This window comes from Gordonia desulfuricans NBRC 100010, from assembly GCF_001485495.1.
In the GTDB taxonomy this organism is placed as follows: domain Bacteria; phylum Actinomycetota; class Actinomycetes; order Mycobacteriales; family Mycobacteriaceae; genus Gordonia; species Gordonia desulfuricans.
In genome coordinates, this window is the sequence record NZ_BCNF01000109.1 from 17,157 (window position 1) to 30,482 (window position 13,326).

13 protein-coding genes and 1 pseudogene are annotated in these 13,326 nt (G+C 64.6%); 7 read left to right on the plus strand and 7 right to left on the minus strand.

Annotation, left to right across the window (positions count from 1 at the left end; translation table 11 throughout):
* Nucleotides 1-6 precede the first annotated feature (6 nt).
* The 3 genes from GD1_RS17265 to GD1_RS17275 all read right to left on the minus strand — a co-directional run bounded on the left by GD1_RS17265 (nt 7) and on the right by GD1_RS17275 (nt 3,298).
* Nucleotides 7-486 (minus strand): hypothetical protein, encoded by a 480-nt coding sequence (locus GD1_RS17265; RefSeq protein ID WP_020790739.1) that lies wholly within the window; start codon nt 484-486, stop codon nt 7-9.
* Entirely contained in the window at nt 483-2,087 is a 1,605-nt protein-coding gene (locus GD1_RS17270; RefSeq protein WP_053776595.1) for a GMC family oxidoreductase, read from the minus strand. The genes GD1_RS17265 and GD1_RS17270 overlap by 4 nt, the downstream gene beginning before the upstream one ends.
* A 173-nt stretch (nt 2,088-2,260) precedes the next feature.
* The gene (locus tag GD1_RS17275; protein WP_059038523.1) at nt 2,261-3,298 is read right to left on the minus strand and encodes a LacI family DNA-binding transcriptional regulator; all 1,038 of its coding nucleotides are present in this window, start codon (nt 3,296-3,298) and stop codon (nt 2,261-2,263) included.
* Nucleotides 3,299-3,508: 210 nt separating this feature from the next.
* Between GD1_RS17275 and GD1_RS17280 the strand changes: the two genes are divergently transcribed.
* The 6 genes from GD1_RS17280 (at nt 3,509) to GD1_RS17305 (ending at nt 8,698) form a co-directional block, all read left to right on the plus strand.
* Nucleotides 3,509-4,696: a Gfo/Idh/MocA family protein gene (locus GD1_RS17280; RefSeq protein WP_053776597.1), complete on the plus strand. Its 1,188-nt coding sequence runs from the start codon at nt 3,509-3,511 to the stop codon at nt 4,694-4,696.
* A complete protein-coding gene (locus GD1_RS17285) occupies nt 4,696-5,907 on the plus strand; it encodes a dihydrodipicolinate synthase family protein (protein ID WP_020790641.1) in 1,212 nt (403 codons plus the stop codon). Before GD1_RS17280 ends, GD1_RS17285 begins: the two co-directional genes overlap by 1 nt.
* Complete coding sequence (locus tag GD1_RS17290) at nt 5,894-6,745, plus strand: sugar phosphate isomerase/epimerase family protein (RefSeq protein ID WP_053776598.1); 852 nt, start codon at nt 5,894-5,896, stop codon at nt 6,743-6,745. Before GD1_RS17285 ends, GD1_RS17290 begins: the two co-directional genes overlap by 14 nt.
* Nucleotides 6,746-7,049: 304 nt before the next feature.
* Entirely contained in the window at nt 7,050-7,367 is a 318-nt protein-coding gene (locus tag GD1_RS17295; RefSeq protein ID WP_152972644.1) for a hypothetical protein, read from the plus strand.
* A gap of 185 nt (nt 7,368-7,552) precedes the next feature.
* Nucleotides 7,553-8,383 carry an EamA family transporter gene (locus GD1_RS17300; protein ID WP_157079531.1) on the plus strand — a complete coding sequence of 277 codons (831 nt, stop codon included), beginning with the start codon at nt 7,553-7,555 and terminating at the stop codon, nt 8,381-8,383.
* Nucleotides 8,384-8,419: 36 nt separating this feature from the next.
* Complete coding sequence (locus GD1_RS17305; protein ID WP_157079532.1) at nt 8,420-8,698, plus strand: hypothetical protein; 279 nt, start codon at nt 8,420-8,422, stop codon at nt 8,696-8,698.
* A 735-nt stretch (nt 8,699-9,433) separates the two neighbouring features.
* Here the strand turns inward: GD1_RS17305 and GD1_RS17315 are convergent.
* Together GD1_RS17315 and GD1_RS24380 are read right to left on the minus strand one after the other, a co-directional pair.
* A complete protein-coding gene (locus GD1_RS17315; RefSeq protein WP_244882854.1) occupies nt 9,434-10,777 on the minus strand; it encodes an anaerobic C4-dicarboxylate transporter family protein in 1,344 nt (447 codons plus the stop codon).
* A 603-nt stretch (nt 10,778-11,380) separates the two neighbouring features.
* A complete protein-coding gene (locus GD1_RS24380; protein ID WP_157079534.1) occupies nt 11,381-12,040 on the minus strand; it encodes an SDR family NAD(P)-dependent oxidoreductase in 660 nt (219 codons plus the stop codon).
* Nucleotides 12,041-12,067: 27 nt separating this feature from the next.
* Here GD1_RS24380 and GD1_RS17325 point away from each other — a divergent pair.
* Nucleotides 12,068-12,403 (plus strand): annotated as a pseudogene (locus GD1_RS17325) (ATP-binding protein); the annotation flags it as partial.
* A 286-nt stretch (nt 12,404-12,689) separates the two neighbouring features.
* On the opposite strand, the gene GD1_RS25830 reads toward GD1_RS17325, so the two are convergent.
* On the minus strand, nt 12,690-13,130 hold the full coding sequence (locus GD1_RS25830) for an ASCH domain-containing protein (RefSeq protein WP_500683566.1): 441 nt from the start codon (nt 13,128-13,130) through the stop codon (nt 12,690-12,692).
* A 10-nt stretch (nt 13,131-13,140) separates the two neighbouring features.
* On the minus strand, nt 13,141-13,326 hold a 186-nt coding region (locus GD1_RS25265; RefSeq protein WP_217997895.1), incomplete at its 5' end, for a hypothetical protein.

The following is a 13,326-nucleotide window of genomic DNA, read 5'->3' on the forward strand; positions in this document are numbered from 1 at the left end:
CGACGGTCACGCACCGCGGTATATCGGACCGCGCTCGACGACCCGCATCAACATGTCTTCGTCGATACCTTCGGCGATGGTGATCGTGCGTGGCTGTTGTCCGGTGTAACCGAGCCGGCGCCGCACGTCGGGATGCATGTAGTATCCTCCGGCGACCGTGAGCGTGATGGCGTCGAGGGCATCGGGGTCCGACCCCGTCAGGAGATCGATGGCGTCAGCGGCGGCCATGGTCACGGTCGCCCCGAATGCCCGCCGGAGGTGGGCCGCCAGATCGGGACGAACGGCCAGCACCCGACCCAACTGATCGGCGGTCACCGCGACCTCGGAGGCCGCCGGCATACCATCTCCGGCGGGAATCAGATGGTCGGCGATCGAGGTCAGCCAGACTCGTAGCCCCGCAGACCGGAGCAGGTCTGTTCCGCTCGGGTCGGTGGGTGCCGTCGTCGACGGTGCTGCCGGGACCGACTGCGTCAGGAACCCACTCATGCCGGCACCTTCTCATCCATCCGCCGGCTGATCATGTGTTCCACCGAACGCAATGCGAGCGCGACGATGGTGCTGGTGGGGTTGACACCGCCGGAGGTGACGAACACGCTGCCATCGATGATGTGGAGATTCGGCACGTCATGGCAACGGCCGTACTGGTCGACCACCGAGGTCGCCGGATCGGTTCCCATACGCGCAGTTCCGAGTAGGTGCCATCCCGAGTAGCGCATCAGTGACTCCGTGGCGATATCCGTGGCGCCGGCCGCTCGCAGGGACTCGCTCGCTCGTGCGATGTGGAAATCGAGTAGGCGCCGCGAATTCTCACTCACCGCATACGTCAGCTTCGGAGCGGGGATACCCGACGAATCGCAGAGCCGGGCATCGATGGTGACGCGGTTGGCCTCGTCGGGCAGGTCCTCACCGAAGATCCCCCAACTGATGGACCGTCCCAGATGGCGACGGACATGCTGATGATGTCCTGGGCCCCAATTGTTCTCGCCGGCACGTGTGGGCATGGCGGCGTTGAGCGGACCCCCAGTGGGTGCCAGACTCCACTTGGCCCCCCGGACGAAGTCCCGATCACTCGAGGTCTCGTAGAACTGATAGCTGGTGATCTTGGCTCCGACGTGGCCTTGCCATGATTCGAGATCGTCGGCGAAATACCCGGTGACGTTGGCAAAGGGATGAACCATCAACCGCTTCCCGACGAGCCCGCTCGAGTTGGCCAGTCCGTCGGGATGCTGCGCCGAACTCGAGTTGAGCAGAATTCGCGCGGTGCCGATGGCATTGGCGGCCAGGATCACGGCGTCGGCCCCGATGGAGTGCCATCGACCATCGGGATCGACGTATTCCACCCCGGTCGCAAGCCCCGACGAATTGGTCAGGATGCGGGAGACCCTGGCACCTGTCAGCAGACGCGCGCCGCGGGCGACCGCGTCCGGCCAGTGGGTGAGATCGGTGGATGCTTTCGCCCCTTCTGGGCAACCCTGCATGCAGGCGCCGAACTGAACGCAGGGGGTCCGCCCCTTGTAAGGTGCGGACAGCACGGCCTGTGTCGCCGGCCACCAGTGCCAACCGAGCTCGTCATGAGCCCGCGCCATCTTGTGCCCGATCTCGCCTATCGGCAGCGGCGGCAGCGGTGGTTCGGCACCCCCGGGGTATGCAGGGTCCCCGCCGACACCGGACGCCCCGAAGGCGATGTCGGTGCGTTCGTAGAAGGGAAGCAGGTCGGCATAGCTGATCGGCCAGTCATCGGCCACGCCGTCAAGACTCCTCACACGAAAGTCCGACGGCACCAGACGAGGCCAGTCGCCGGCGTAGAGCACCGTGCTGCCACCCACGCCGGCGAACATCAACGGCGCGATCGCGGACTCTGAGTCATCGATCGGGTAATCCTCCACGCGGCCACGCACATTCGGGCTCGCCGACCATTGCTTTCGCGCCTCGAGTTCGTAGGTGATGCGTTGCCCCGGATAGTCGGCACGATCGGGCCAGTGGCCCTGCTCCAGACACACCACACCGAATCCTCGAGACGCCAGCGCGGCTGCTGCGACACCGCCTGACGCACCGGCGCCGACGATGACGACATCCACGTGTTCCATTGGGTCCTCTCCGCACTTGCGCCCCGATCGTGAGCTCGACTGCCGGATCAGTGACGGTAAGCGCTTGCCGCTAGCGTACGGGCAGCGACCTTCTGTGGCAAGGGCCACTCTGCGGCCGTCCTATGACCGGGGTCCGCCCCACACACGCACCGGTGACGAGTTCGGGCGACCGGTCAGGAAGACACCGGCGCCGGACCGGTACTCGCGCGCACGACGAGGTCGGCGGGCATCCGCGCCTGTTGCGGACCGACCGCGGCGTCGGCACCGACCAGCATCTCCATGGCCCGAGTGCCCATGGCCTCCAACGGCAGCCGCACCGTGGTCAGCGGAACCCGAAGATCCACCGTCATCCACAGATCGTCGAAGCCCACCACGGACACATCGCCGGGTACGTCGCGACCGAGGTCATCATGCAGCGCGGCCAATGCTCCGATGGCCATCAGGTCGTTGAGTGCAAACACGGCCGACGCCTCCGGAGCCCGCTCGACCAGCTGGATCATCGCGGAGTATCCACCATCACGACTGAAGTCGCCGTCGGCCACCGTGATGTCGTCGGGCGTGCCGCCGAGATCGACCCATGCGTCTGTGAAGCCGGTCAACCGTTCATGCACCGTGGTCAGGTGCGCCGGACCGGAGATGATGCCGATACGGCGGTGCCGCAGGTCGAAGAGGTGGCGTGCCACCTGCGCGGCACCCCGTCGGTTCGCGGGCAGTACCGCAGAATACGGGCCACGATGATCGCCGACGACAGCGACTCGCCCCCCGCCGCGGATGAAGCGCTCGAGCGCACTGTTCAAACGTGCCTGCTGGTCGTCGGCCAGACGTGGGCTACCGGCCAGCAGCAGCGCCCGCACCCGCTGAGCCTGGAGGCGCTGCACGTAGTCGACCTCGAGGTCCTGATCGCCGAAAGTGTTTGCCAGCGTGGTCAGCAAGCCGTGTGCGGATGCGACTCGCATCGCCCCCTTGGCGATCGTCGCAAAGTAGGGATCGTCGACCTCGTGGACGATCAGTCCCACCACCGCCGTGGTCGACCGGGCCAGCGCCTGCGCGGGTCCGTTCGACACGTAACCCAACTCTTCGGCCGCTTGCAGGATCCGGGCGGTGCTTGCCGCCGCAACGACACGTTTGCCACCGTTGAGAACCCGCGAGGCCGTGGCAAGCGATAGCCCGGCTCGCTCGGCAACGTCCTGCAGGGTGACCTCGGATCCCATCCTGCGCTCCTCTCGTCCACGGTCACGATAGCCGCTCACCTGCGTCTCCCGCTCCATCCGGACCTCCGCCCGCACCCGGTGGAGTCCCCTCGATCGCGGTCGGGGAAGAGTCATCCGTCGCGTGCGCGATCCTTGCCGCCAAACGGTACAGCGTGCTTTTATGGAAAGCGCTTGCCATCACAGATGGAGATATCACAGAGGAGATCGAGCATGACCCTGCCCACCACCATCGGAATCATCATGAACGGCGTATCCGGACGAATGGGATACCGCCAGCACCTGACGCGTTCGATCCTGCCGATCCGCGAGCAAGGCGGTGTCCTGCTCTCCGACGGATCCACGAGGGTTCAGGTCGAACCCATCCTGGTCGGCCGGGATGAACGCAAGCTCGCCGACATCGCCGAGCGGCATGGACTCACGGAGTACTCGACGGATCTCGATGCCTGCCTTGCCGACTCGCGGTGGGACATCTACTCCGACTTCCTGGTGACCCGAGCGCGCGTGTCGGGACTCCGCAAGGCCATCGATGCCGGAAAGGCCATCTACACCGAGAAGCCCACCGCCGAGAGCTTCGACGACGCACTCGATCTGGCACGGCGCGCTGCACGGGCAGGTGTCAAGAACGGCGTGGTCCACGACAAGCTCTTCCTCCCCGGACTGGTCAAGCTCAAGCGCTTGATCGACTCGGGATACTTCGGCGAGATTCTTTCTGTACGTGGAGAATTCGGATACTGGGTGTTCGAGGGAGACTGGCAGGAAGCCCAGCGGCCGAGTTGGAACTACCGCAGCGAGGACGGCGGAGGCATCGTCAGCGACATGTTCCCCCACTGGAGCTACGTACTGGAGTATCTGTTCGGCAGTGTCACATCCGTCTACACGACAACCGCCACCCACGTTCCCACCAGAATCGATGAGAACGGCATCCCGTACACGGCCACCGCCGATGACGCCGCCTACGCCATCTTCGAACTCGACAACAACATCATCGCCCAACTCAACTCCAGCTGGACCGTGCGCGTCGATCGCAACGAACTGGTCGAGTTCCAGGTCGACGGCCGGCTCGGTAGTGCCGTCGCCGGCTTGTTCGACTGCCGCGTCCAGCATCGCTCGGTCACCCCACGTCCGACGTGGAATCCCGATCTGCGCGAGACGCACGACTACCGCGCCGACTGGAGCCTTGTTCCCGACAACGCAACAATCGACAACGGCTTCAAAGCACAGTGGGAACAGTTCATCCGCCATGTTGTCGAAGGAGCACCCCACCCGTTCGACTTCGCGTCCGGTGCCCGCGGCGTGCAGCTCGCAGAAGCAGCACTCCGAAGCGCCGAATCCGGTCGGCGTCTTCCGGTTCCGGAGATCTCGCTCGATGTGCCGCAGCGTGAGACGGTGGCCCTCTGATGCCGACGATCCACCTCATCGACGAGGCCGGTACCACGCGTCCGCACGAACTGTCGCCACCCGAGATCGGTGTCACGACCGTGCTTCGGCGCCCCACCTCACGCCGGGTGTATGCCGCGGCACACGTCGTGCCACGGGTCGCCGGTAACAACGTCCCCGACTCCGCCGCCGACATCGACTGGGATTCCACACTCGCCTTTCGCCATCACCTGTGGTCGTGCGGTTTGGGGGTCGCCGACGCCATGGATACGGCCCAGCGCAACATGGGACTCGATCCGACCGCCATCCGTTCACTGATCACACGCTCGACAGCCGAGGCGAAAGCCGTGGGCGGATCGATCGTGGTGGGAGTCAACACCGATCACCTCGAGGATGACGTCGTGTCCTTGCAGGCTGTGGTCGATGGCTATGTCGAGCAGCTGGAGTTCGCCGAGAGTCAGGGCGCGGAAGTGGTGCTCATGGCGAGCCGGCATCTGGCCCGGATCGCCAAAGGTCCCGACGACTACCGCCACGTGTATCGGCAGGTGCTGTCGCGGTGTTCCTCCCCGGTGATCCTGCACTGGCTCGGACCGATGTTCGACCCCACGCTGGCCGGGTACTTCGGTTCGGCCGACGCCTCGGTGGCGCGCGACACCGTCGAACAGATCATCATCGAGAACCAGGAATCGGTGGCCGGGATCAAGGTCAGCCTGCTCGACGGGGACACCGAAATCGCCCTACGCCGAACGTTGCCCGCAGATGTGTCCGTCTTCACCGGCGACGATTTCAACTATGTGGACATGATCGCCGGCGACGGGGAGACGCACTCGGATGCACTGCTCGGTGCCTTCGCCACCTGCGCACCGGTTGCTGTCGCCGCCCTCCACGCGCTCGACCGAGGTGACGAGGCGACCTTTCGTCAACTGCTCGAGCCGACCCAAGATCTGGCTCGTGAGGTCTTCGGTCCTCCGACGGCCTTCTACAAGACCGGAGTGGCGTTCCTCGCCTGGCTCAACGGCCATCAACCCGCATTCGTCATGGTCGGTGGCCTGCAGTCGGCACGCAGCCTCCCCCACCTGTCCCGACTGATTCGGTTGGCGGACAACGCCGGTGCCCTGGAGAATCCGGATCTGGCGGCATCACGGTGGAACTCTCTGTTGGCTCTTCACGGCGTCGACGCTCCGGCGCGGCCTGTCGGTATCGGACCGGCGGTGGCACATGACCATGCATGATCGACTCTCGCTCAACCAGGCGACGATCAAACGCGCCGATCTGTCGCAGGCGTTGTCCGCGACGGCGGCCGCAGGTATCCCGTCCATCGGACTGTGGCGCGAACCCGTCCACGACGTCGGTCTGTCGACCGCGTGCACGATGGTCGCCGATTCCGGACTTCGGGTCTCGAGCCTGTGTCGCGGTGGCTTCTTCACCTCCGACGATCCTGGGGAACAGCAGCGGGCCCGCGACGCCAATCTCCGTGCGATCGACGAGATCGCCCAGCTGGCCGCGGCAGGTGCCGCCGGATCGGCGCCCGTTCTGGTCCTCGTCGCCGGAGGCCTCCCGGAGGCGTCGACCGACCTTCGGGGAGCACGCGAACGCGCCACCACCGCTGTCGCCGACCTCGTCGACGCCGCCGCGGCCGCTCGGGTCACCCTCGCCATCGAGCCGATGCATCCGATGTATGCAGCCGACCGGGGCGTCATCTCCTCGCTGCGATCCGCACTGGACATCGCCGAGCATTTCGATGCGGCCACGGTAGGCGTGGTCGTCGACGCCTTCCACATCTGGTGGGATCCCGATGTCTACACCCAGGTGGCCAGAGCCGGTGTACAGCAACGGATATCCTCGTATCAGATCAACGACTGGATCACCCCGCTCCCGGCCGATGCCCTCCTCTCCCGAGGACTACCCGGCCAGGGACACATCGACCTCCGGGCTCTGACACGTGCGGTCGTCGACGCGGGCTACGGCGGCGACATCGAGGTCGAGATCTTCAATGCCGACATCTGGGCCCGCCCGTTCGACGACGTCCTCCGAGACATCCTCGTGGCCACCTCGGCGATGACCGTCTGAGGTCAGGCGAGACCCCGATTCCCTCGCGTGCATGGCCGGAGTCGGCGGTCTCCTGCCCTTCTCACCGACTAGGGCGCGAATGATTTTGCGCTCCAGCATGATCGGGCCGAGTTCCGTCCAGGACGGAACTCGGCCCCTCGCGTTCCGAAGCAGCACATGGTGTTCCGAACTCGTGGATTCGCCACCGCCACGATCACAGGAATGGTCCTCTGCCCCAATTCGTTTCGGACCATTGACGTAGATCACACAAGCGCGCTATCGTTCCGGCAAGCGCTTTCCATTGCGCTTTTCCTCAGGAGAATCAATGAAACCTGCACCCAAGTATCAGGCAGCCATGGTGCTGTACCACCTCGACGAACAGGGGATCTGGGAACACCAGTTGTTCGGCCTTCTCCGTCAGCACTACCCGGCTCGCGACCTCAGTGGGCTTCGTGAGGATCTGATCGGATTGAGCACGGTGGGGTGGCTGACCACCGAAGCTCTTGCCGAGCACAGCGGTCAGATCATCCGGCGCTACCGGCTCGCCGCGAGCGCCCGGCCGCTGATCGAGTACCAGCTCAACCTGAATCGCTATCTCCCCACTGATCTGAGCACGATTCTCGCGACCGGAGGCAACTCATGACCTTCCCCGGATCGGCGGTCGATCTCGCCGAGCAATCCCGTCTGGGAGACGGTAAGAAGACGCGTGTGGGCATGATCTACGCGATTCTTGCCGCACCATCTCTGGGCCTCGCATTCGGGCTCCTCGGCAGTATCGTGGGCGCACCGCCGTTCAACGCACAGGCACCCACCGGCGCCTTCACCCTCGTGGCCGTCCTGCAGGTACCGTTCGGCGTCCTCGCCATCGCGCTGTTCCTCACGGTCACCGGCACATGGCGGGATACCGGGCGTGTCCTGGGGCACCGCGTCAGCTGGTGGAACCTCTTCGTTGCGGTCGGCGGCTTTGTCGGCGACATCTGTTTCGCCGCTGCGTCGGGACTGATCGGAGGCGCGCTCGCCGGTGCCATCGGCGGCCTCGCCGGCGTGGTCGGGGCCATCGTGGCCGCAACGCTGTATCGCGAACGAATCCTGCGTCCCACCACGCTGATCGGTCTCGTCGCCCTTGCTGTGGGAATCTGGCTCGCGGTCTCGGGAGGAGAGGTCAACGCTCCCACGCACGGCATCTACTTCACGGTCGGCCTACTCATCATCTTCGGTGGCGTACTCACATGGGGTTTCGAGAGCTTTGCCATCTCCGCGGGCACCGACCTCATGCCGGCGGAGGGCTTTCTCTGGTGGCGTGCCTTCTTCGGCTTGATCATCGCCAACATCCTTCTCTTCATCCTGTTCCCCGAAGGCCGCACCATCGCGGCACAGGCCTGGAGCGACCCGCGACTCATCGCATTCGGCGCCGTCATCGGGTTCGGATGGGCCATCTGGATCATCATGGGCTACTACATCGGCATCTCTTATGCCGGTGCGGTCCGAGGAGGGGTACTCACCAATACTCTTGCATTCTTCTTCATATCGTTCTTCTCGCTCACGGTGTACGGCGCACCTTTCAGCGCCATCATCATCATCGGCTCGATCTGCACGGTCATCGGCGCACTCGTGATCGTGACCGAGCCCAAGTCCTACATCGCGCGCATCCGCGGTTGACCTCACCCGACAACACAGAGAGTGATGACCAGAACCATGCAACCCACCCAGACCGCTCGGTCGGACAGAACACATTTGCCCAGCATCGAGCTGGTCGATGAATACCTGGCCACAGCACGGAGGGCCAAGTACCGTCGCCTACTCGGACTCGTGGCGATCTGCTCGATGCTCCTCACCGTACTGATCGTCATCTTCGCTCAAGGCTGGTATGCAGAATCCGGCGGGGGAGTCGGATGGGTGATCTGCGGAATCATCGTCACCATCTGCGCGATCGGCGGAGTCCTCGTCGACATCATTTACCGGAAGGACATCTAGGCTCATGAAAGAAACCCATTCCAGGGATTCGGCACCTGTCGATGATTCCGCATCCCCACTTCCGCTCTTGAATGCGAAGCTGTGGGCACTCGGATTTCTCGGTGTCGCGCTGGTTGTGGCGGTCACGTTCTCCACCGTGCTCATCGAGTTCATGGCCAGTGCGCACTGAGGGGGTCCGGTGACAGACACACGGTCACTTGCCGCACCGTCGAGCAACGAACGCTACTCCTCCACCCATACACGAGAGGTGGTTCGGTTCCTTGCCCGCTGGGCACCGTACGGTGGCGGCGACGACGAGGTGTTCGTCGAGTTCGGCATGCCTCCCGCATCGTTCTACCGACATGCCATCGAGCTATTGTGTGAACACCCAACCGCTGTAGGCGATCTCGAGATCGGGAGACTCGTCGGGTACTGCAGGAGGAAGGCTGCGATCGCGAGTCCGCGTGTCCGGGGTTGATCGGACGGTACCCAACCGCACCGGTGCCACCGATGCGGTTGGGTACCACGGTGATCAGCGCGCCTGTTCACGGTGCTGCGACTTCGGGGCTTCGGGGCTTCCGGGCTTCGGGATTCACCGATGCATCGACCGCATCGACCGCATCGACGGCCGAGTCGCGTTCTCGCCGCGTCGGCGGCCCGATCAACCCAGCTCACGTTCGATCAACCGGCCCACCATGTTCAGGATTCGCAGCCGAAGTCCACGGCATGCACCGGCACACTCCGAGCCGGTACAGGTCAGTACACCAAGGCCTGAATGCCGAGCCCGAGTGCGATGGCGAACACCGATCCCAGCAGCATCGGCAGCAAGAACGACCCGTTGATCAGGATCGACCCTTGTTTGGTCGAGCCGGTCTTGTCGGTGAGGATGCACGCCTGTCCCAGACCGCTCATCGAGGCCAGCAGGTTGTTGCCGCTGGCGGCGCCGAGCATGCCGGTCATCGGGCCGACGGCCAGGCCCCCGGCCAACGCGGCCGGGACCAGCATCGTCAGCGACGCGACCTGGCTCTGGATCAGCGAGGCGAGCAGGAACAGGATCAGGGCGAACAACGCCACCGACACCCCGATCGCGCTGCCGACGAACGACGCCACCTGGTCCATGTGCGCGTTGAGGATCGTGCCTGCGAGCACCGGCACCGACGCCAGCAGCAGTGCGGCGATGAGACCGGTACCGATGATCGGCTGACCGATCACATCCTGGGTCGTGACCCGACACACGATCATGATCAGCCCGGCGACGGCGAACATCGTGATCGGGATCATGAAGGCCATCGACACCGTGTGGTCGAGCACCGAACCATCGGCCTGCACAACCTGATTGGTGGGCCGCAACGGTTCGAAGAACCCGAGGATGCACCCGCAGATCACGCCGCCGAGGAAGATGAACGCGCTCCACGGCGCACGATCACGCAGCGGCGGCAGATCCTCGGCGGCGTCGGCATCGGTGTTCGGCGGTTCGATCTCGCCGGCCGCCAGCCGCCGCTGATACTCCGGGTCGTCGGCGAGATCCTTGCCGTACCGCGACATCACCATCGACGTCAGCACGGTGGAGATCAGTGATGCGGGAATGGTCACGGCGAGCGTCTTGAGGAGGGTATTCCCCTCTGGCTCGGTGAGAGTGAGGAAGACGTAGGTGACCGCGGCCACCGGGCTGGCCATCAGGGCGAGCTGGCAGACCGCGACTGCGGTACCGAGGATGCGTTCGGGACGGATCTTCGCCGCATACGACACCTCGTACATGATCGGGACGAGCGCGAAGGTGATGTTCCCGGTCCCCGACATGACGGTGAACAGCCAGACGAACAGCGGTCCGACGACGGGGATGCTGCGCGGATGGCTGCGCATCGCCTTGCCCGCCAGGCGAACCAGCCATTCCATTCCGCCGGCGGCCGTCAGCGCGGCGGTCGCACAGATCACCGACAGGATGATGAACACCGCCGACAACGGCGGTGATGCCGGCTCCATCCGCATGATCTCCACCATGATGAAGACCGACACCGCCGAACATCCGATCAGGGCCATCGGCCCGTAGCGGACGCTGATGGCCAGGGGCGCGATGAACAGAAGGATCTGGACAATCACCTCGAAGGTCTGCACAGGCTGGTATTCCGCTCTCGGGTGATCCGTCGCCGACGGCGGGAGCACGTCGGCGTCAACGGTATGACACCCTAGCCTGGCCGACACCGGCTTCCGTCGTGTCCACCGGGATTGTCTCAATTCCGCCAGTGATACGGCACGACAGCGGCTTTCGCTTCCCGGATCGGTGACCACGGCCACCCTCACCGAGGAGTCCACACGAAGTCCCCACGTCCATCATCGGTGTCGCCGAGATCCGGCGGCACACGAACGGCAAGCCCAGGCGCCGCGGTCGAGGACGGCGACCTGGCTGTCGCGCAGGAGGGAACAGGGGACTTCGGGGTCGGTGTGGGCGTTACGGTGCGCATCGCCGAGGAACGAGTGTGGCACCGCGAGACTTCGGTAGCCGGAGTGCGCGGCCCGCTCCTACCGCCGCATTCCCGAATCCGTGCGGTTGCCCGACCACCACCAGGCCATCGTCGATGCGGCGCTCACAGTGATGCCCGCAGGACGACGCCCGGTGATGGCGCGATTGAGTTCACCGATATCTGTTGAAAAGCAGCGTGTCTCAGTGATCCCGAATGGCGGTGACGGGTCGGCCCGGCTTGCTCAGCGCCCGCTTCCGCCGTCGATCGGGATGATCGTCCCGGTCACATACGCTGCACTGGAGACCAGCCAGGCGACCACTTCGGCCACGTCATCGGCGGTGCCGAGTCGGCCGAGGGGGATGCCGCTCACCGCCGCCTGGGCGGCGTCCTCGACCGATGTGTCACTTGCGTCCGAGAGCATCTCGAGTTCGGCGGCACCCATGTCGGTGTGGATGAACCCCGGTGCGACTGCGTTGACCCGGATGCCGCGCGGACCGAGTTCTGCCGCAAGCAGTCTGGTCAGGCCGACGACGCCGTGCTTGGCGACGTTGTATGCACCGTAGCCTGCAACACCGATGAGCCCCGCGGTCGAGGCGACGTTGACGATCGCGCCGTGGCCGTGCCGGGCAAGGTGCGGCACCGCGAGTCGGGAGAGTCGTGTCGCACCGAGAACGTTGACCTGCCAGGAGAGCTCCCACTCCCCGTCTGGGACGTCGGCGAAATCGCCGACACCGATTGCGGTCCCGGCATTGTTGACGAGAATGTCGAGTCGCCCGAACTGGCTCACCACATCGGCTATCACCGCCTCCGACCGGGCAGCGTCGGTGATGTCGAGAGCCATGGCCTGCGACCGCACGCCTTCGGCACGGACATCGGCGGCAATCGCTTCGATGGCGTCCATCGAATCACCGAGGCCGACACCCGCGAGTGGGCCACCACCATGCGGTTCTTCGCCGGCCCAACTCTGTTGGTGATTGACGAACTCGGGTATCTGCCGTTGCCCGCCGAAGCGGCATCCGCACTGTTTCAGGTTGTGGCACAACGCTATTTGAAAACCTCGATCGTGGTCACCACCAACCGATCGGTCGCCGAATGGGGTGCAGTGCTCGGCGACACCACCGTCGCCGCAGCCATGCTCGACCGCCTGCTGCACCGCTCAGTCGTGATCAAACTCGACGGCGATTCCTACCGCCTGCGTGACCACCACGCACGATCGCAAGACCAACGCACCGCCACCGCCGACACCCGCCGGCCGCTACAGTAGGAGCCGCTCACAAGTGAGCAGATTCGATGAGCATCGCTGAGCACTTTCGATGAGCCTCGTCATTGCCTCGGGATCAGTGGCCGGATTGCTCCCAGCTGCGAGTTATCGCGGAAGGGTCAACTCATCGGGCTTGGGCTGTCGATCAGCGAAAGACGGACAACACCGGGTGGGGTGACGGCTCCGACACGCTGCAACCCATCAGCGATCTCGCCTGCTCCATCGAGAGCATGCTGATGGAGCAGATGGGGACACGCCACTGCCGCTCATGCGGCGACTGTGAGAATCATCAGCGCAGAAGTGCTGTCAGAACAACGTACGACTCATGGTCACCCACCAGTTCACGGAGCGTGACATCCGTGAAGTAGTGCCACGTTTGTGGTGGGTGGTACATGCGGCGCGAGCGCAGCTCGGCCAGGGTGACGACAGGGCTCAGTCTTGTCACCCTCGCCAAGTGAAGTGCTGTTGCACAAGAAGTCCCACGGAAGTAGGAGTCGAACTCCCGTGCTGAGATAGCAGCATCTCGCAGAGCCGCACGCTTAACGGTGGTCGGCCGACCACTGACGACCTTGTCGACCTCGCAGGTCGCCACGACGGCGGACATCGGTGCAGTTGCATAGATCGCCACTGGTTGCCCCGGCTCGATCCGAGGGCGAGTACGTCGGAGTTCGACGGTCTTCGTCCCGGCGAGAATATTGGTCACGTGCTCGGGCCGAATGGAGAGGACCATCAATCGGTTCTCAGTCGTACTCGGCGCCACAGCAGGCTTCCTCCATCAGGTCGGCGAACAGTTTAGGACTGATTTTCGTGGCAGACCATACCCGAGGGGTCTGACCGTACTTCGCAGCAAGCTGCTTTAGGCGTGCGTACGACACTGGGCGCTCGAGCAACTCAGTGTCTGCCAATTGCAGCGCTCGGACCGATCC